Annotated in this window: 19 protein-coding genes; 12 read left to right on the top strand and 7 right to left on the bottom strand. The window is 59.9% G+C overall.

What is annotated here, in order from left to right:
* The first annotated feature begins 3 nt into the window (after positions 1 to 3).
* The gene (locus REA38_RS11315) at positions 4 to 2,034 is read left to right on the top strand and encodes an FUSC family protein (protein WP_033648186.1); all 2,031 of its coding nucleotides are present in this window, start codon (positions 4 to 6) and stop codon (positions 2,032 to 2,034) included.
* On the opposite strand, the gene sodC is transcribed toward REA38_RS11315, so the two are convergent.
* Positions 2,035 to 2,556 carry a superoxide dismutase family protein gene (sodC, locus tag REA38_RS11310; protein ID WP_033648185.1) on the bottom strand — a complete coding sequence of 174 codons (522 nt, stop codon included), beginning with the start codon at positions 2,554 to 2,556 and terminating at the stop codon, positions 2,035 to 2,037.
* A gap of 240 nt (positions 2,557 to 2,796) precedes the next feature.
* On the opposite strand from sodC, the gene REA38_RS11305 reads away from it, so the two are divergent.
* Positions 2,797 to 4,641 carry a polyurethanase gene (locus REA38_RS11305; protein WP_033648183.1) on the top strand — a complete coding sequence of 615 codons (1,845 nt, stop codon included), beginning with the start codon at positions 2,797 to 2,799 and terminating at the stop codon, positions 4,639 to 4,641.
* A 60-nt stretch (positions 4,642 to 4,701) separates the two neighbouring features.
* Here REA38_RS11305 and REA38_RS11300 read toward each other — a convergent pair whose 3' ends face one another.
* The 3 genes from REA38_RS11300 to REA38_RS11290 form a co-directional block, all read right to left on the bottom strand.
* On the bottom strand, positions 4,702 to 5,598 hold the full coding sequence (locus REA38_RS11300) for an aldo/keto reductase family oxidoreductase (protein WP_308885869.1): 897 nt from the start codon (positions 5,596 to 5,598) through the stop codon (positions 4,702 to 4,704).
* A gap of 99 nt (positions 5,599 to 5,697) precedes the next feature.
* Entirely contained in the window at positions 5,698 to 5,937 is a 240-nt protein-coding gene (locus tag REA38_RS11295) for a DUF1289 domain-containing protein (protein ID WP_015377731.1), read from the bottom strand.
* 23 nt (positions 5,938 to 5,960) lie between these two features.
* Positions 5,961 to 6,890 (bottom strand): LysR substrate-binding domain-containing protein, encoded by a 930-nt coding sequence (locus tag REA38_RS11290; protein WP_187325707.1) that lies wholly within the window; start codon positions 6,888 to 6,890, stop codon positions 5,961 to 5,963.
* A gap of 139 nt (positions 6,891 to 7,029) precedes the next feature.
* Between REA38_RS11290 and REA38_RS11285 the strand changes: the two genes are divergently transcribed.
* The 6 genes from REA38_RS11285 (at position 7,030) to rnt (ending at position 12,872) form a co-directional block, all read left to right on the top strand.
* Positions 7,030 to 7,671, top strand: a complete 642-nt coding sequence (locus REA38_RS11285; RefSeq protein WP_033648179.1) for an NAD(P)-dependent oxidoreductase — start codon at positions 7,030 to 7,032, stop codon at positions 7,669 to 7,671.
* Between the two features lie 138 nt (positions 7,672 to 7,809).
* A complete protein-coding gene (gene eptA / locus REA38_RS11280; protein WP_033654774.1) occupies positions 7,810 to 9,447 on the top strand; it encodes a phosphoethanolamine transferase EptA in 1,638 nt (545 codons plus the stop codon).
* Positions 9,448 to 9,550: 103 nt separating this feature from the next.
* A complete protein-coding gene (locus tag REA38_RS11275; RefSeq protein WP_033654775.1) occupies positions 9,551 to 10,171 on the top strand; it encodes a TetR/AcrR family transcriptional regulator in 621 nt (206 codons plus the stop codon).
* Positions 10,172 to 10,260: 89 nt separating this feature from the next.
* The gene (locus tag REA38_RS11270) at positions 10,261 to 11,364 is read left to right on the top strand and encodes an alkene reductase (protein ID WP_033638377.1); all 1,104 of its coding nucleotides are present in this window, start codon (positions 10,261 to 10,263) and stop codon (positions 11,362 to 11,364) included.
* 337 nt (positions 11,365 to 11,701) lie between these two features.
* Positions 11,702 to 12,109, top strand: coding sequence for a lactoylglutathione lyase (gloA, locus tag REA38_RS11265; protein WP_047567752.1), 408 nt, complete (start codon positions 11,702 to 11,704; stop codon positions 12,107 to 12,109).
* Between the two features lie 79 nt (positions 12,110 to 12,188).
* Positions 12,189 to 12,872, top strand: coding sequence for a ribonuclease T (gene rnt, locus REA38_RS11260; RefSeq protein ID WP_016927925.1), 684 nt, complete (start codon positions 12,189 to 12,191; stop codon positions 12,870 to 12,872).
* Positions 12,873 to 12,940: 68 nt separating this feature from the next.
* Here rnt and REA38_RS11255 read toward each other — a convergent pair whose 3' ends face one another.
* Positions 12,941 to 13,288, bottom strand: coding sequence for a Grx4 family monothiol glutaredoxin (locus REA38_RS11255; protein ID WP_004931329.1), 348 nt, complete (start codon positions 13,286 to 13,288; stop codon positions 12,941 to 12,943).
* Positions 13,289 to 13,704: 416 nt separating this feature from the next.
* Between REA38_RS11255 and REA38_RS11250 the strand changes: the two genes are divergently transcribed.
* Positions 13,705 to 14,523, top strand: coding sequence for a C40 family peptidase (locus tag REA38_RS11250; RefSeq protein ID WP_033638376.1), 819 nt, complete (start codon positions 13,705 to 13,707; stop codon positions 14,521 to 14,523).
* Between the two features lie 199 nt (positions 14,524 to 14,722).
* Entirely contained in the window at positions 14,723 to 15,301 is a 579-nt protein-coding gene (gene sodB, locus REA38_RS11245; RefSeq protein ID WP_004931333.1) for a superoxide dismutase [Fe], read from the top strand.
* A 61-nt stretch (positions 15,302 to 15,362) separates the two neighbouring features.
* Here sodB and REA38_RS11240 read toward each other — a convergent pair whose 3' ends face one another.
* The gene (locus REA38_RS11240) at positions 15,363 to 15,452 is read right to left on the bottom strand and encodes a YnhF family membrane protein (protein WP_019455989.1); all 90 of its coding nucleotides are present in this window, start codon (positions 15,450 to 15,452) and stop codon (positions 15,363 to 15,365) included.
* A 324-nt stretch (positions 15,453 to 15,776) separates the two neighbouring features.
* Here REA38_RS11240 and purR point away from each other — a divergent pair, with 324 nt between their 5' ends.
* Positions 15,777 to 16,802: an HTH-type transcriptional repressor PurR gene (purR, locus tag REA38_RS11235; protein ID WP_033638375.1), complete on the top strand. Its 1,026-nt coding sequence runs from the start codon at positions 15,777 to 15,779 to the stop codon at positions 16,800 to 16,802.
* Here the strand turns inward: purR and punR are convergent.
* Positions 16,799 to 17,743, bottom strand: a complete 945-nt coding sequence (gene punR / locus REA38_RS11230; RefSeq protein ID WP_047567756.1) for a DNA-binding transcriptional activator PunR — start codon at positions 17,741 to 17,743, stop codon at positions 16,799 to 16,801. The two genes, purR and punR, sit on opposite strands and share 4 nt — an antisense overlap.
* Positions 17,744 to 17,866: 123 nt before the next feature.
* On the opposite strand from punR, the gene punC reads away from it, so the two are divergent.
* Entirely contained in the window at positions 17,867 to 19,078 is a 1,212-nt protein-coding gene (gene punC, locus REA38_RS11225) for a purine nucleoside transporter PunC (RefSeq protein ID WP_033638373.1), read from the top strand.
* The last annotated feature ends 154 nt before the right edge of the window (positions 19,079 to 19,232 follow it).

The raw sequence follows: 19,232 nt of genomic DNA, 5'->3' as shown, positions 1-19,232 counted from the left end.
AGTGTGAACCTGCCTTTTTTGGAGTGGAGCCGCACCCCCTGGGGTAAGGCGACCGGCGGCCAATGGCGCTATGCGCTGCGCAACTCTCTGGCGATGTGTCTGGCGCTATGGGTAGCCTTCGTGCTCGAACTCGACGAACCCTATTGGGCGCTTACCTCCGCCGCGGTGGTGAGCTTCCCCACCATCGGCGGCGTGATCAGCAAAAGCATCGGCCGCATCTTCGGCAGCCTGGTAGGCGCCGCCGCGTCGGTGGCGATCGCCGGCCACTGCCTGAACGATCCCTGGCTGTTTACGCTGTTCATCGCCGCCTGGATCGGGCTGTGCACCTATGTCTCAAACCATTACCAAAACAACGTCTCTTACGCCTTCGCACTGGCGGGCTATACCGCCGCCATCATCGCCTTCGGCACGGTCAACGTCACCGATACCCAGCAGATCTTCGATATCGCGCAGGCGCGGGTTTGCGAAGTGATCACCGGCATTCTATGCGGCGGGTTGATGATGATGATCCTGCCCAGCACCTCGGACGGCGAAGCCCTGCTGACCTCGCTGCGGCGCATGCAGCTGCGCCTGCTGGAGCATGCCGCCATGCTGTGGCAGCCGGAGATCACCGCGCAGATGCGCACCTCGCACGAAGGGGTCATCGGCCAGATCCTGACCATGAACCTGCTGCGCATTCAGGCATTCTGGAGCCACTACCGGCTGCGGCGGCAAAATAACCTGCTCAACTATCTGCTGCACCAACAGCTGCGCATGACCAGCGTTATCTCCAGCCTGCGTCGCATGCTGCTGAACTGGCCGGATCGCCCCGCCAATCTGATGCCGGTGCTGACGCAACTGCTGGACGAGTTGCGCGATCCCGCCACCGACAAATACCGTTTGGCGCGCCTGCTTCAGCAGATCGCCCCGCAAGAGGCTACGGACTACCGCCATCGCGCCTTCTGGCTGCGGCTGCGCGATTTCTGTTGGCTTTACCTGCGCTGCAACCGCTGGCTGCGGCGGTTGGAAAGCGCCACGGCGGTCAGCGATCTCCAACCGCCGCGCGTCACTTCGCTGGCGCGCCATACCGACAGCTACGAAGCCGCCTACAACGGCCTGCGCACCTTTTTGTGCATCGTGATCGGCTGCGCCTACTGGATCAACACGCAGTGGGACGCCGGCAGCGCGGCGCTGACGCTCACCGCCATCAGCTGCGTGCTCTACTCTTCCACGCCTTCGCCGATCAACAGCGTCAGCACCTTGCTCAAGGCGATGCTGCTGCTCTCGGTCGCCTGCTTCGTGGTGAAATTCGGTTTGATGATCCAGATTGACGACTTCTGGGTGTTCTGCGCCTTCCTGTTCCCGATCCTGGTGACCATGCAGATGCTCAAGCTGCAGAATCCACCTTATGCCGCGCTCTGGGGGCAGTTGATCGTCTTTATGGGCTCGTTCCTGACCGTCAGCAATCCGCCGAGCTATGACTACCAGTCCTTTATCAATGACAACATCGCTAAAATCGTCGGCGTGCTCCTGGCCGGGCTGGCGTTTCAGATCCTGCGCCCCAGCTCGGACAAACGCAAAAGCCGCCGCATTATCCGCGCGCTGCGACGCGACTTTATCGATCAGTTGAGCAAACGGCCGCAGCAGAGCGAAAGCCAGTTCGAATCGCTGATCTACCATCGCATCAGCCAGCTTAATCAAAGTCAGGATCAGGACGCTCGCACCTGGCTGCTGCGCTGGGGCGTGGTGCTGCTCAACTGCAGCCATATCGTCTGGCAACTGCGCGACTGGCAAACCCGTTCCGATCCGCTCTCGGCGGTGCGCAACGTCTGTATCCACTGCCTGCGCGGCATCATGACGGAGAAAGGCGTGCAGCACAGTTCGCTGGACGCCACGCTGCAGGAGTTGCTGCGCATGAGCAACGCGCTGGCGCACCACCCGGAACAGGCGGCGCGCGATCTGGCCGGCCTGATCTGGCGGCTCTACTGCTCGCTGCAGCAGTTGCAACAGGCGATGGGCCAGCCCACCGCCGTACCGGCCGTTAGCGGCGGATAATCATTTGATCACACCGCAGGCGAAGCGTTCTCCGCCGCCGCCGAGCGGTTGTGGATGATCCGAATGGTTGTCGCCGCCGGCGTGCACCATCAGCGCTTTACCCTCAATGTCGCTGATTTTTTTCAGCCGCGGCGCCAACACCGGATAGTTCGCCATGCCGTCGGCGGTCACATAGATGGCCGGAAGGTCACCCAGGTGCCCGTCGGCATACGGCCCGAGGTGTTTTCCGGTCTTTTGCGGGTCGAAATGTCCGCCGGCCGCCAGCGCCGCCACCGCTTTGCCGTCCTTCATGCCCGGCTCGCAGCTGCCTTTCTCATGCACGTGGAAGCCGTGTACCCCGGCCGGCAATGCTTTCAGGCTCGGCGTGAAAAGCAGGCCATACGGCGTTTCGCTGATGGCCACCTTGCCGATGTCCTGACCGATCCCCTGCCCGGTCACCAGGTGCATCTCGACGTCGGTTGTCGCCGCCTGAGCCGCACCACACGCCATCAGGCCGAGCGCTGCATACCAATAACGTTTCATCAATCAGTCTCCTTAATGACTATATCGAGCTATCAGTATAGGAGAGCCTGCGCCGGCACTGTTAACCAACGCACAATCTCGCTAATTTGATTCGCGGGCCTAATATTTAACACTAATAATAATTCTACCGATGTTGGTCCTCTGACCAGCTGTCGTTCGGCTAACGTTGTTTCCCTGTTTCCACCGCCGACGCGTGTGAGTTCACTTACAGGCCCGCGGCATACTTCATAAGGAACTGATATGGGCATCTTTAGCTATAAGGATCTGGACGAAAAGGCGTCGAAAGCGCTATTTTCCGACGCCTTGGCCATCTCTACCTACGCTTACCACAATATCGATAACGGCTTCGATGAAGGCTATCACCAGACCGGTTTCGGGCTGGGCCTGCCGCTGACGCTGGTCACTGCGCTCATCGGCAGCACCCAATCGCAGGGCGGCCTGCCCGGCATTCCCTGGAATCCCGATTCCGAACAGGCCGCGCAGCAGGCGGTGAATAACGCCGGCTGGTCGGTGATCAGCGCCGCGCAGCTGGGTTACGCTGGCAAAACCGATGCACGCGGCACCTACTACGGCGAGACCGCCGGTTACACCACCGCTCAGGCCGAGGTGCTGGGCAAATATGACAGCGAAGGCAATCTCACCGCCATTGGCATCTCATTTCGCGGCACCAGCGGCCCGCGCGAGTCGTTGATCGGCGATACCATCGGCGATGTGATTAACGATCTGCTGGCCGGCTTCGGGCCGAAAGGCTACGCCGACGGCTACACGCTGAAGGCCTTCGGCCAGCTGCTGGGCGACGTGGCGAAGTTCGCGCAGGCGCACGGGCTGAGCGGAGAAGACGTGGTGGTCAGCGGCCACAGCCTCGGCGGGCTGGCGGTCAACAGCATGGCGGCGCAGAGCGACGCCAACTGGGGCGGCTTTTACGCGCAGTCCAACTATGTCGCCTTCGCCTCGCCGACCCAGTACGAGGCCGGCGGCAAGGTGATCAACATCGGCTACGAGAACGATCCGGTGTTCCGCGCGCTCGACGGCACCACGCTGACCGGGGCGTCGTTAGGCGTACACGATGCGCCCCATGCCTCCGCCACCAACAATATCGTCAACTTCAACGACCACTACGCGTCGGACGCCTGGAACCTGCTGCCGTTTTCCATTCTCAACATTCCGACCTGGCTGTCGCACCTGCCGTTCTTCTATCAGGACGGTCTGATGCGGGTGCTGAACTCCGAGTTTTATTCGCTGACCGACAAAGACTCGACCATCATCGTCTCCAACCTGTCGAACGTGACGCGCGGCAATACCTGGGTGGAAGACCTGAACCGCAACGCGGAAACGCACAGCGGGCCGACGTTTATCATCGGCAGCGACGGCAATGATCTGATCAAGGGCGGCAAAGGCAACGACTATCTCGAGGGGCGCGACGGCGACGATATCTTCCGCGATGCAGGCGGCTATAACCTGATCGCCGGCGGCAAAGGCCACAATATCTTCGATACCCAACAGGCGTTGAAAAACACCGAGGTCGCCTACGACGGCAACACGCTTTACCTGCGCGACGCCAAAGGCGGCATTACGCTGGCGGACGACATCAGCACCCTGCGCAGCAAAGAAACCTCGTGGCTTATCTTCAACAAACAGGTGGACCATCAGGTGACCGCCGCCGGATTGAAATCGGACTCTGGCCTCAAAGCCTATGCCGCCGCCACCGCCGGCGGCGACGGCGATGACGTCCTGCAGGCTCGCAGCCACGACGCCTGGCTGTTCGGCAACGCCGGCAACGACACCCTTAACGGCCACGCCGGCGGCAACCTGACCTTCGTCGGCGGCAGCGGCGATGACATCCTGAAGGGCGTCGGCAGCGGCAATACCTTCCTGTTCAGCGGTGACTTTGGCCGCGATCAGCTGTATGGCTTCAACGCCACCGATAAGCTGGTGTTTGTCGGCACCGAAGGCGCCAGCGGGAATATCCGCGACTACGCCACGCAGCAAAACGACGATCTGGTGCTGGCCTTCGGCCACAGCCAGGTCACGCTGATCGGCGTCTCGCTCGATCACTTCAACACCGATCAGGTGGTGTTGGCCTAAAGATCGACGTAAAAAAGCCGGGTGCTTTCGCCGCCCGGCTTTGCTCTTTTTTACTCCGCCTTAAGGCACGTCATACCCCAGCGCCGCCTTGCGAATGCGGAACCACTGCTGGCGGTTCAGCACCAGTTTCTGCGCCTTCAGCGCCGAACGCACCCGCTCAATCTTGCCGGAACCGATAATCGGCAGCGGCGACGACGGCAGGCGCATCACCCAGGCGTACACCACCTGCTCGATGGTCTCGGCGCCGATTTCTTGCGCCACCCGCTGCAGCTCGTCGCGCAGCGGCTGGAACTCGGCGTCGTTGAACAGGCGCCCGCCGCCCAGGCAGGACCAGGCCATCGGCTTGATGCGCAGTTGCTGGCACTGGTCGAGCGTGCCGTCGAGAATAGCCGGTTGGTGAATCGGCGAGATCTCCACCTGATTGGTCGCCAGCGAGAACGGCAGGCGCGACTGCAGCAGCTGGAACTGCGCGGGCGTAAAGTTGGAGACGCCGAAATGGCGCACCTTGCCGCTTTTGTGCAGCGCAACAAAGGCTTCGGCCACGTCGTCGGCGTCCATCAACGGATCCGGCCGGTGGATCAGCAGCAGATCGAGGTAGTCGGTATGCAGATGGCGCAGCGACTGTTCCGCGCTCTGTACGATATGGTCGCGGTCGGTGATGTAGTGGCCGATCGGGTTACCGGGCTTGGCGGTGGTGGCGATGCCGCATTTGCTCACCAGCTCCAGCGACTGGCGCAGCGCCGGCTTCAGGCGCAGCGCGTCGCCGAACGCCTGTTCGCAGGCATAGCCGCCATAGATATCGGCGTGATCGGCGGTGGTGACGCCCAGTTCGACATGCTGTTCGATGAACGTCAGCAGCTGCTGCGGCGACATGCCCCACTCCATCAACCGCCAGTAACCGCAAATCATGCGGGAAAATTCAGGCCCCTGCGGCGCGAGACTAATACGTTCTACCATTGCGAAAACCTCATGACATTAGTTGTCAGTCAGCATACACAAGCCGGTGAGGCACAGGGAAGCGGTAAGCCACACGAACGTGCGGCAGATCAGGAAAGGTTAAAACAGCGACGGCTGCTCCGGCAGCGGCTCGTCGGGCGCTTTATTGGCGCGCTGCAGGCGCAGGAAGCGCTGACGGCACAGGCGCAGCACCTCGCGCTTTTGCGCGTCGCTCATGTTCATCCAGCCAAAACGCTCCTCGCGGCTGCGCAGGCAGCCACGGCAGAATCCGCGATCGTCGGCCTGGCAAATGCCGCGACACGGGCTGGGAATGTCGAAAAACTCAAGCTGCTGCGCCACGGGGCTCCTCCTGCGTTCTCTTGCTAATTGAAGACGCCATCGCCGCCGCTGGCAAGTCCCTTTTCGCCATTGCGGCGAAAATAGTCGCGCAAATAGCGCAGCGCCTGGCGGCTTTTCTCCGGCACGTTGCGCTCGAGCGTCAGCGCATGCAGCCGCAGCGGCGCCGGCCGCCACTCAGGCAACAGCAGCAACAGCTCGCCGCGCTGAAGCTCGTCGCCAATTTCATACAGCGGCTGAACGGAAATGCCCAGCCCGGCGCGGGTAAAGGCGCGCATCACGTTCATGCTCTCGCTGACGATCTGCCCTTCCGCCAGCCGCAGCTTAACCTGCTGGCCGGACTGGTGCAGCAAGTCCAGATGGGCCCCGCTGTAGCCGCTGGAGATCCAGCGGTGCTGCACCAAATCCTGCGGCTTTTCCGGCACCCCATGCTGGCTGAGATAACGCGGCGCGGCGCACAGCACCATCGGCCACGCCGTCAGCGGATGCGCGATCATATTGGCGTCCGCCAGTTGACGGTTGGCCCGCAGCGCGATGTCGACCCGCTGCTCTATCATATCGACGATGCGATCGTCCGCCAGCACCCGCAGCGTCAGCTTGGGGTGCGCCTGCAACAGCGGCGCCAGCGCCTCCGCAAGCGATCGGCCGCCGATGCCGACCGGGGTGGCGATGCGCAGCTCGCCCACCAGCGTATCCCGCAATTCCGCCAGCCGCTGCTCCGCCTGCTGCGCCTGTTGCAGCATCGCCTCGCAGCCGGGGTAAAACGCCGCCCCGGCCTCGGTCAGCGCCAGACGGCGGGTGGAGCGATGCAGCAACGGCACCCCAAGCGCCTTCTCCAGCGAGCGCATGTGCTGGCTGACCGCCGACGGCGTCATGCCCAGCCGCCGCGCCGCGCCGGCCAGCGATCCCTCCGCCACCACGGTGGCGAATACCGCCATTCGATTGAGTTTATCCACGATTATGAAGTTTTACTTAATCAAGAAAGCATGAATATGGCACTAATCACGGCTATTGTTAAGGACTAGAGTAAACACCACGCAGCAGGCACATCGGCCTGCGTCACGATACTGAACCTATCCCCGAAGGAGCATGCAGATGAAAGTAGCCATTATTGGAGCAACCGGTTTTGTTGGCCGCCGCGTGGTGGATGAAGCGCTGGCTCGCGGTATTCAGGTGACGGCAATCGCCCGCCAGAAAAAAGATTTGCCGGAGCACGCCAACCTGACCGTCGCGCTGGGCGACGTTGCCGATACCGCCTGGCTGGCGGGGCAATTGCGCGGTCAGGATGCGGCGATCAGCGCCTACAACCCCGGCTGGGGCGAAGACAACCTGTATGAGAAAACCCTCCGCGGCGCCCAACAGATCCTCACCGCGGTCGAACAGGCCGGCGTCAAGCGCCTGCTGGTGGTCGGCGGCGCCGGCAGCCTGGAAGTGGCGCCCGGCGTTGAACTGGTGGATACGCCGCAGTTCCCGGAAAATATCCGCCCCGGCGCGCAGGCGGTGCGCGATCTGCGCAACAAACTGCGCAATGAATCGGCGCTCGACTGGACCTATCTCTCGCCGGCCGCCCTGCTGGAGCCGGGCAAACGCACCGGCCAGTTCCGCCTCGGCACCACGCAACTGCTGATGAACGGCGAAGCGCCGGCCAGCATTTCGGTAGAAGACCTGGCGGTCGCTATCGTTGATGAAATTGAAAAACCTCAGTTTATTCGCGCGCAATTCACCGCCGCCTACTAAACCGCCCCACAGCCAGGCCGCCCGGCCTGGCGTTTTCCGCGCATGTTCCGCCGCCAATATTCTGAGTTTCTAAGGTTTCCTTAAGTTTCATCCGGTAGATTTCAAAGCATTATCTACTTTCAGGATCCCGATTCGGCAATGTGGTTACGTCAACGCTTACGGTGCAACAGCCTCGGTTTTACCCTCGCCACCGCCCTGTTCTTCACTCTGTTTCAAAACGCGTTATTCCTGCATCGCGCCTGGTCGTATATCACCTTCGATAGCGTCCACAGCGTGATTTTCGCTGCCAGCATGCCGGTGGTGATCTTCTGTGCGCTGAATATCATCTTCAGCGTGTTGACCGTGCCCTACCTGCGCAAGCCGCTGATCATCTTTTTCTTGCTCGGCAGCGCCGCAGCCAACTATTTCATGTTCAGCTATGGTGTGGTGATCGACGGCAACATGATGCAAAACGCCTTCGAAACCAACCCTCAGGAGGCGACGGCGCTGCTAACGCCGCGCATGGGATTGTGGCTGGCGCTGCTCGGCATTCTGCCGGCGGTAGCGGTCTGCTTCACCCAGATTCGCCAGACTCGCCCCTGGTGGTACATGGTTGGACTGCGCGCCGCCAACGTCATGCTGTCGCTGGCGGTGATCCTGATCGTCGCCGCGCTGTTCTACAAAGACTATGCTTCGCTGATCCGCAACAATAAAAGCGTGGTGAAGATGTTGACCCCTTCCAACTTCGTCGCCGGCACCATCAAGTTTACCGAACAGCGTTACTTCACCCGCAATCTGCCGCTGGTCAAGATCGGCGAGGACGCGCGCAAAGGGCCGCTGATCGCCGGGCAGGCCAAGAAAACGCTGGTGATCCTGGTGGTGGGCGAAACCGCCCGCGCCGAAAACTTCTCCCTCGGCGGCTATCAACGCGAAACCAACCCGCGCCTGAAGCAGGACGATGTGATCTACTTCAAGAACGCCAGTTCCTGCGGCACCGAAACGGCGATCTCCGTGCCCTGCATGTTCTCCAACATGCCGCGCAAGGAGTACGACGCGACTCAGGCAACGCATCAGGAAGGCATGCTCGACGTGCTGGCGCATGCCGGCGTCAGCGTGCTGTGGCGCGATAACGACGGCGGCTGCAAAGGCGCCTGCGACCGGGTGCCGCACATCGACATGACCAAGCTGAAACTGCCGCAGGACTGCGACGGCGAGGTTTGCATGGACAACGCGCTGCTGTACAAGCTGAACGACTATATCAATGGCCTGAAAGACGACGGCGTGATCGTGCTGCACCAGATGGGCAGCCACGGCCCGGCTTACTACCGCCGCAGCACGCCAGAATTCCAGACATTTTCGCCGACCTGCAACAGCAATCAGATCCAGGATTGCAGCCATGAACAGCTGGTGAACACCTATGACAACTCCATCCTGTATACCGACGCGATGCTCGATGCCACCATCAAGCTGCTGCGGCAGTATGACGACCGGTTCAATACCGCGCTGGTCTATTTGTCCGATCACGGCGAATCGCTGGGGGAAAACGGCATGTATCTGCACGGCACGCCCTATGTCTTCGCGCCGAGCCAGCAGACGCACGTGCCTTTTCTGATGTGGATGTCGGCCGACTATCAGCGCAACTTCGGCGTCGATCGCCAGTGCCTGAACGCGCTGGCGGAAAAGGACGACGTGTCGCAGGACAACCTGTTCCACACCCTATTGGGCATGCTGAACGTACAGAGCCGCGAGTATCAATCCCGGCTGGATATCCTGCAGCCTTGCCGCAACGCGGCGTAAGGGCTTAACTTCCGCGTGCCGCTGGGGCACAATAGTTTGCAGACAACCGGCGTTTTGTGCGCCGGTTTTTTTATTCCCATTGACCTAGACCAATCGGTCTATTATGCTCGGCACCATGATGACCAAATCAACGCATTGCAACGTGGACACACGTGAACATCTGCTCGCCACCGGCGAAACCCTCAGCCTGCGCCTGGGCTTTACCGGCATGGGGCTGAGCGAACTGCTGGCCACTGCGGGCGTGCCGAAAGGCTCGTTCTACCACTATTTTCGCTCGAAGGAAGCCTTCGGCGAAGCGATGCTGCAACGCTATTTCGCCCATTATGATGCAGAAATGCAGGCGCTGTTTGCCGACAGACGCGGCGATGCCCGCCACCAGCTGCTCGGCTATTACGCTCAGGCCATCAGCTACCACTGCCGCAGCGAATGCCACAACGCCTGCCTGGCGGTGAAGCTTTCCGCCGAGGTGAGCGATCTGTCGGAACCGATGCGTCATGCGCTGGAAACGGGCACCGCTCGCGTGATCGGCCACCTGCAGGAGGCCATCGAGCGCGGTATCGCCGAGGGCTCGCTGTCGGTGGCCATGAGCCCCGCGGCGACCGCAGAAACGCTGTATTCACTGTGGCTCGGTGCCTCGCTGCGCGCCAAGATCCGCCACTCGCTGGCGCCGTTAACCAGCGCGCTGGAAAGCATCGAGTTGCTGCTGCGCCCGCCGCAAGCGTAACGGTAACAATTTCTTTTTATTGAAAATGCAGTTCGTGGTTTTTTATCGCCCACCACTAGACGACCGGTCTATTAAATACAGGATGCACTATGAAGACTGAAAAATTGCTCTCTCCGCTGAAGGTTGGCGCCATCACCCTGCCCAACCGCGTGTTTATGGCTCCGCTGACGCGTTTGCGCAGCATCGAGCCGGGCGACATTCCTACGCCGCTGATGGCGGAATATTATGCACAGCGCGCCAGCGCCGGCCTGATCGTGACCGAAGCGACCCAGGTTTCCTTCCAGGCGAAAGGCTACGCCGGCGCGCCGGGGTTACATACGCCGGAGCAGATCGCCGCATGGAAAAACATCACGCAGGCAGTGCATGACAACAACGGCCATATTGCCGTGCAGCTGTGGCACGTAGGCCGCATCTCCCACGCCAGCCTGCAGCCGGGCGGGCAAGCACCGGTCGCCCCTTCGGCAATCAACGCCGAAACCCGCACCACCGTGCGTGATGAAACCGGCGCCTGGGTGCGCGTGCCGACCTCCACGCCGCGTGCGCTCGAAACCAGCGAGATCCCGGGCATCGTCAACGATTTCCGCCAGGCAACCGCCAATGCGCGGGAAGCCGGCTTCGACTTCATCGAACTGCATGCGGCGCACGGCTATTTGCTGCATCAATTCATGTCACCGGCCTCCAACCAACGTACCGATCAATACGGCGGCAGCATCGAGAATCGCACTCGCCTGACGCTGGAAGTGGTCGACGCCACCATCGCCGAATGGGGTTCCGAACACATCGGCATCCGCATCTCGCCGCTGGGGCCGTTCAACGGGCTGGACAACGGTGAAGATCAGGAAGAAGCGGCGCTGTATCTGGTGGAAGAGCTGAATAAGCGCAACATCGCTTACCTGCACATCTCCGAACCGGACTGGGCCGGCGGCAAACCGTATTCCGACGCCTTCCGCGACTCGGTGCGCGCCCACTTTAACGGGGTGATCGTCGGCGCCGGCGCCTACACCGCCGAGAAAGCCGAAGCGTTGATCGAAAAAGGCTTCATCGACGCGGTGGCCTTCGGCCGCAGCTACATCGCCAACCCGGATCTGGTAGAGCGTTTCCGTCAGCACGCTCCGCTGAACGAACCTAAGCCGGAAACCTTCTACGGCGGCGGCGCCGAAGGCTATACCGACTATCCGTTTCTGGCGAAGTAACCCTTCCTGACCCCAACGGCCACGCAATCGCATGGCCGTTTTTTTGTGCGCCGCGCGCAAAAAGGCCCGCACGAGGCGGGCCGGTGTTCCCTGGTGTTGTTCTCTATTGCCGTTCAATTTTTACACGATTGCCGCTGGAATAGATAATTGATTGTGCAGATCAATTACTCTGTATCGATCGGTACGCTCGATCAATATTTAGACACCGTTGACGGAAAACTAATACGTGACATCGTCACTCACTCGTCACGTTGAATTCCCTTGCGGGACAAGGCTATACTCGCTTGTGCTTCAATCCACCCGCCGTCTGCCACGGCACAGTCAATCCAGAGGAATTATGCGCTTACTCCATACCATGATCCGCGTCGGTGACCTGCAACGCGCCATCGACTTCTACACCAAGGTATTAGGCATGCGCCTGCTGCGCACCAGCGAAAACCCCGAGTACAAATACTCGCTGGCTTTCGTCGGCTATACGGAAGAGAGCGAAGGCGCAGTTATCGAACTGACCTATAACTGGGGCACCGACAGCTACGACATGGGCACCGCCTTCGGCCACCTGGCGCTGGGCGTGGACGACGTTGCCGTCACCTGCGACAGCATCCGCCGCGCAGGCGGCAAGGTCACCCGCGAAGCCGGCCCGGTGAAAGGCGGCACCACGGTCATTGCCTTCGTTGAGGATCCGGACGGTTACAAAATCGAGCTGATCGAAAACAAACACGCCGGCCAGGGCCTCGGCCACTAAGCCTCCCCTTCAGGGCGCACCGGCGCCCTGCTGATTCTCCGCGCGATAGCGCCTGCAACCGGGCGCAAAATTTGCCATAATGCGCGCTGCATTCGATGAAGATAAGAAACTGATGGCCGAAAAAAGTGATCTTAACGCCCTGAGTGGTCGTTTTCGTGGGTTTTATCCCGTAGTAATAGATGTTGAAACCGCCGGCTTTAACGCCAATACCGATGCGCTGCTGGAGATCGCCGCCGTCACGCTGAAAATGGATGAGGACGGCTGGCTGCAGCGGGACGAGACCCTGCACTTCCACGTGGAGCCTTTCGAGGGCGCCAACCTGCAGCCGGAAGCGCTGGCGTTTAACGGCATCGATCCGCACAACCCGCTGCGCGGCGCGGTCAGCGAATATGACGCGCTGCACGCCATTTTCAAAGCGGTGCGCAAAGGGCTCAAGGATCGCGGTTGCAACCGGGCCATTATCGTGGCGCACAACGCCAACTTCGATCACAGCTTCCTGATGGCCGCGGCCGAACGCGCCGGCCTGAAGCGCAACCCGTTCCATCCGTTCGCTACCTTCGACACCGCCGCGCTGAGCGGCCTGGTGCTGGGCCAAACGGTGTTGGCGAAGGCCTGTATCGCGGCCGGTATGCCGTTCGACAGCAGCCAGGCGCACTCTGCGCTGTACGACACCGAGCAAACCGCCCTGCTGTTTTGCGAGCTGGTTAACCGCTGGAAACGTCTCGGCGGTTGGCCGCTGCCCGCCGGCGATCTCGCCGAATAAGCCCAACAAAAAAGGCGGCCCAGTTTGCACTGGCGCCGCCCGTTACGCGATAACCGCAAGCCCGTCGATTAAGACTGCTGGTCTTCCTGCGCTTTATACTTTTCTGCCGTTTCTTTGATCAGCTGCTGCAGTTCGCCGCGCTGATACATTTCGATAATGATATCGCAACCGCCGACCAGCTCACCGTCTACCCACAGCTGCGGGAACGTCGGCCAGTTGGCGTATTTTGGCAGCTCGGCGCGGATGTCCGGGTTCTGCAGAATGTCCACGTAAGCGAAACGCTCGCCGCAGGCGGACAGCGCTTGCACAGCCTGTGCGGAGAAGCCGCAGCTCGGCAGCTTTGGCGAACCTTTCATGTACAGCAGAATCGGGTTTTCAGCGATCTGGTGCTGAATTTTTTCAAGTGTCGTCGTCATTTATTGCTTCCTCAAGCCACATTTCATGGCTACAACATGCATCACGCGGGCTATTGTAGCGGCTGGAACAGTCGCAAGAAAACGCCATCTTTTGCAAGGATATTCGCCCGCCGCCGATCGCGTTTCACCGGCCACGTCATTCCGGTCAAAACATACGTTGAGAATAACATTTTTAATCCGACCATTTCACTAATATATTGCGCGGCGCTGACGGCGCGGATTAATTATATCCATAGCCCCCTGCCGGCGCTTTTTCATACACCAACGGGCTGATTTTGAACCAAAAAAAATGTCATTAACGTTTTCTCACAATATGGATTATTATTTATGAGTTCTTCGCTGTTTTATATGGCGAAATTCGGGAATACTGTAACTCTTTCGATATCCGTTTCGGGGCCAAGGTTGGTGACGTCGACATGCGTTTAATTCTTACGCTCTTTGCGCTGCTGTTTACGCAGCTCTTCTTCAATTTGGCGCACGCTGCGCCACAGGCGCGTGTTGCCGCCGAGCAGCGTAAAAGCCATGCTAATGAAGCGCGGCCCGATGACCGCAGAAAAAAGAAAGCGGACAAAACCGCTAAAAAAGCCAAAGTGACGGCCCCCGCGAAAAAAACCAAGACCGCCAAGGCGAAAAGCGAGAAAAGCGCGAAAAAGATCGCCAGCGCCAAACCCAAGGCCAAAGCGCAGAAAACCGCCAAGATTAAAGTCACCCCGCCGAAAAAGGGCTACAAAAAAGGCTACGGCCGCCACCGCGAAGCCGGTATGGCCACCGCCAAGCTGGCGCGTGATGAAAAACCGTTGAAACTCAGCCCGGCGCACAAAAAACGCTATCAGCATGCCAAGCAGACCGCGATGGCCAAGCTGATGGGCCAGATGGGCAAACCTTACCGCTGGGGCGGCAGCTCGCCGCGCACCGGTTTCGACTGCAGCGGCCTTATCTATTACGCCTATAAAGACGTGGTAAAAATCAAGATGCCGCGCACCGCCAACGAGATGTACCACCTGCGCGACGCGGCGCCGATCAAGAAAAGCGAACTGGAAAGTGGCGATCTGGTATTCTTCCGCATCAACAACCGCGGCGTGGCGGATCATGTCGGCGTTTATCTCGGCAACGGCAAATTCATCCAGTCGCCGCGCACCGGCGAAGAGATCCGCATCAGCCAGCTCGACAACGACTATTGGCAAAACCACTACATCGGCGCGCGCCGCGTAGTAACGCCGAAAACCATTCGTTAATTCCCTGCTCTGCGCGGTTGCGGCACCGGTCGCAACCGCCTGCTCAAGCTATCACCCCTAACACCACCTCACGCGCATTTCTCGCTTTTCTTCCTGTTTTTTATGATGAAAATTGTTAAGATTGAAAGACCACAATAAAAAACGGCCCATTCAGCTCCCGCTCCGGCGGAAAAAGAGTGGCGCTGTAAAGGAGGAAGCAATGTCGTTTGAATTACCTGCATTACCGTATGAGAAAAACGCGCTCGAGCCGCACATCTCCGCCGAGACCCTGGAATACCACTACGGCAAACACCACAACACCTACGTGGTTAACCTGAACAACCTGGTGAAAGGCAGTGAGTTCGAGGGCAAATCGCTCGAAGAGATCATCAAGACCTCAAACGGCGGCGTCTTCAACAACGCCGCGCAGGTGTGGAACCACACCTTCTACTGGCACTGCCTGTCGCCACAGGGCGGCGGTGAACCGCAGGGCGAACTGGCGGCGGCGATCGTCAAATCCTTCGGTTCTTTCGCTGCGTTCAAAGAGCAGTTTACCGATGCCGCAGTGAAAAACTTCGGCGCCGGTTGGACCTGGCTGGTGAAAAAACCGGACGGCGCGCTGGCGATCGTCAACACCTCCAACGCGGCCACCCCGCTGACCGGTGAAGACAAACCGCTGCTGACCGTTGACGTGTGGGAACACGCGTATTACATCGATTACCGCAATGCGCGTCCAAAATACCTGGAAAACTTCTGGGCGTTGGTCAACTGGACCTTCGCAGCGGAAAACCTGGCGTAAGCGCAGGTTCTGAGGTGATGAGGCGCAGCCAGGCTGCGCCTTTTTTATAACCGGGGGTAAATCAGTTCAACGCGGCAACGAAGCTGAAAGCGATAATGACCGCCAAGGCGCAGACGGTGGTGAACAGCGACATCTTCAATTCGGTATCCATGACAACTCCTTTAAAATGGGCTTTCCTAAGGATAAAAGGCGCACAATTAGTACGTCAAATCATTTTCCCACAGTTCGCCGATAAAATCTTGTTATCATTTCCCGGTTTATAATCTCGATTACCTCTTCCACTTTTGTTCAATATGCGACAAAATTCGCAGTTCACAACTGCGTACCGGCATCCATGCCCCTCCTGATTAAGCGCTGAAGACTTCAACACACTAAAAACTCAGTTTTCGCTTCTCTGGAGAAGGATCTACGTAGGCAAACGATTAACATCACACTTACATGCTGTAAACATGTGAGTTCAGGAGTCATTCCTTACATGGCAACGATTAAAGATGTGGCCAAACGCGCGGGCGTTTCCACCACCACCGTTTCGCACGTCATCAATAAGACTCGTTTCGTCGCCGAAGAGACCAAAGCGGCCGTGTGGGCCGCCATCAAAGAGCTGCACTACTCGCCGAGCGCCGTGGCGCGCAGCCTGAAAGTCAATCACACCAAGTCGATCGGCCTGCTGGCCACCTCGAGCGAAGCGCCCTACTTTGCCGAAGTGATCGAGGCGGTGGAAAACAGCTGCTACAGCAAAGGCTACACCCTGATCCTGTGCAACTCGCACAACAATCTGGACAAGCAACGCGCCTACCTGGCGATGCTGGCGCAAAAGCGCGTCGACGGCCTGTTGGTCATGTGCTCCGAGTACCCGGATCAACTGCTGGGCATGCTGGAAGACTACCGCAACATCCCGATGGTGGTGATGGACTGGGGCGCCGCGCGCGGCGACTTCACCGACACCATCATCGATAACGCGTTCGAAGGCGGCTATCTGGCCGGCCGTTACCTGATCGAGCGCGGCCACCGCGATATCGGCGCCATTCCGGGCCAGCTGTCGCGCAACACCGGCGGCGGCCGTCATCAGGGCTTTATGAAGGCGCTGCAGGAAGCGCATATCGACATTCGCGAAGAGTGGATCGTCCAGGGTGACTTCGAGCCGGAGTCCGGCTACAAGGCGATGCACCAAATCCTGTCGCAAAAACAGCGGCCGACCGCGGTATTCTGCGGCGGCGACATCATGGCGATGGGCGCCATCTGCGCGGCCGACGAGCTGGGGCTGCGGGTGCCACAGGATATTTCCGTGATCGGCTACGACAACGTGCGCAACGCCCGCTACTTCACCCCGGCGCTGACCACCATTCACCAGCCGAAAGAGCGTCTGGGCGAAATGGCCTTCACCATGCTGCTGGATCGCATTATCAGCAAACGCGAAGAGTCGCAGGTGATCGAAGTGCATCCGAAGCTGATCGAACGCCGCTCGGTCGCCGACGGCCCATTCATCGACTACCGCCGCTAATCCCCCGCGCCGGAAGCCTGCGCGGCTTCCGGTTCCACCTCGCTCAGCCACTCCTGATTCAGCGTCTCCCCATCGCCCAGATACGCCAGCAGCCAGCTCATCGCCGGTGACGGTTTATCCTGCTGCCAGGTCAGGCAGCAAGGGCTGGCGGGAAACGGCTGCTGCAGCTGCAACGCCGTCAGCTCACCGCGCTGCACCCGCGGCAGCGCCCGATGCGCCGGCATCATGCCGACGCACAGCCCGGCGCACAGACAGTCGAGCGCCGAAGTCCAATCCGGCACCACCAGCCGCCGCTGGTTATCCAGCGTCCAGGTGACGCGCTTGGGCAGATTGCGCGAGGTGTCCTCCAGGCAAAGCGAAGGGTACGGCCGCAGCTGATCGTCATTCAGCGGCCCCGTCAACTGCGCGAGAGGATGTTGCGGGCTCACCACGCACAGCCAGTTCATATAACCCATGTCGCGGAAGGCGAAGCCGCCGCCGACCGGCACCGCGCGCGTGGCGCCGATCGCCATGTCCGCCCTGCCGTCCACCAAGGCATCCCACACGCCGTTGAACACTTCGGGTTGCAGCATCAATTCGACGTCGGGGAAATGACGGTAGAAATCCAGCACCAGTTGGCGGCTGCGCTGCGGTTTGACGATGATGTCGACCGCAATATTCAGCTGGCCGCGCCACCCGTTGGCCACCTGCTGACAGTGGCGGCGGGTGTCGAGCATTTTTTTGATAACAACTCGCGCATCTTTGATAAACAGCGCACCGGCGGGCGTCAACTCCACATCGCGATGACGCCGCTCGAACAAGGGCACCGCCAGCCATTGCTCCAGCTGCCGTACGGTATAGCTGACCGCCGACGGCACCCGGTGCAGCTCCTGCGCCGCCGCGCTGAAACTGCCGGTGCGCGCCACCGCATCGACCACTTCAAGAGAATATTCAGACCACATCGCCTTGCCTTCAATTTTTTTAACAGCACTTTGCAAATATTACCGTTTCACAAGCAGAGATCCAGCCGGATACACTGGCCGGCGCTAAAAACCTGCGACATTAAAATATTAACGAGAAATACCATGCGAAATTCCTTTGGCTTTATGTTCTACCTCGCCGGCCTGAGCATGCTGGGTTATCTGGCGACCGATATGTACCTGCCCGCCTTCGGCGCCATGCGGGAGGAACTGCAAATTTCCGCCGGCGCGGTGAGCGCCAGCCTAAGCATCTTCCTGGCCGGCTTCGCCTTCGCGCAGCTGTTGTGGGGGCCGCTCTCCGACCGTCTGGGCCGCAAACCGGTATTATTGATCGGGCTGACGCTGTTCGCCCTCGGCTGCCTGGGCATGCTGTGGGTGGAAAACGCCGTGCAGCTCTGGATCCTGCGCTTTATTCAGGCCGTCGGCGTCTGCGCCGCCGCCGCCATCTGGCAAGCGCTGGTGGTTGACCGTTACCGCGAAGGCCAGGCCAACCGCGTGTTCGCCACCATTATGCCGCTGGTAGCGCTGTCGCCGGCGCTGGCACCGCTGCTCGGCGCCTGGTTGCTGAACCACGCCAGCTGGCGCGCGATCTTCGCCGCACTGTTGGCCATCACCGCGCTGCTGCTGCTGCCGACGCTGCTGCTCAAAGAGCGCGCCAAAACGCAACCCAGCGCCGATGCGCCAAAAAACGGCGTCAGCTTTTGGCAACTGTTGAGATCCCCGGTGTTCAGCGGCAACGTCGCCATGTACGCCGCCTGCTCGGCCGGCTTCTTCGCCTGGCTGACCGGCTCGCCGTTCATCCTCGGTGACATGGGCTACAGCCCGAGCGATATCGGCCTGAGCTATGTGCCGCAAACGCTGGCCTTCCTGCTGGGTGGCTACGGCTGCCGCGCCGCGCTTAAGCGCATCAACGGCAAAACCCTGCTGCCTTGGCTGCTGGTAGCTTATGGTGTCAGCATGGTGGCGCTGTATCTGGTGGCCACCCTGACCGATCCGACGCTCACCACGCTGCTGATCCCATTCTGCGTGATGGCGCTGGTCAACGGCGCCGGCTACCCGATCATGGTGGCGAATGCGCTGATGCCGTTCCCGGAAAGCAGCGGCAAGGCCGCCGCGCTGCAAAATACGCTGCAGTTGGGGCTGTGCTTTGTGGCGAGCATGCTGGTGTCGGCATTTATTGCCCAGCCGCTGTTGGCGACGGTGACGGTGATGGTGTCTACGGTAATCCTGGCCGCGCTGGGGTATTTCCTGCAGCGGGGAAAAGCGGCCGATGCGCAGCAAAAGCCGCAGCGGGAACATGCTAACTCAGCGTCATAATTGCCAAGTTTAATAATCACTTAAAGAATATGCGTGCCGAGTGCGATTTACAGTTGAGTCAACGCCTCGGCACGCCTATACTCAAAAACAACCTTGTAAAGTAACACCTTATAATCTCTATATCTCAATTAGCGCTTGTGTACGCGCTTTGCGT

This window comes from Serratia sp. MF1(2023) (assembly GCF_030954545.1).
Classification (GTDB): Bacteria; Pseudomonadota; Gammaproteobacteria; order Enterobacterales; family Enterobacteriaceae; genus Serratia; species Serratia sarumanii.
The sequence above is the reverse complement of the archived record's forward strand: the minus strand, read 5'-3'. Positions and strand labels throughout refer to the sequence as shown.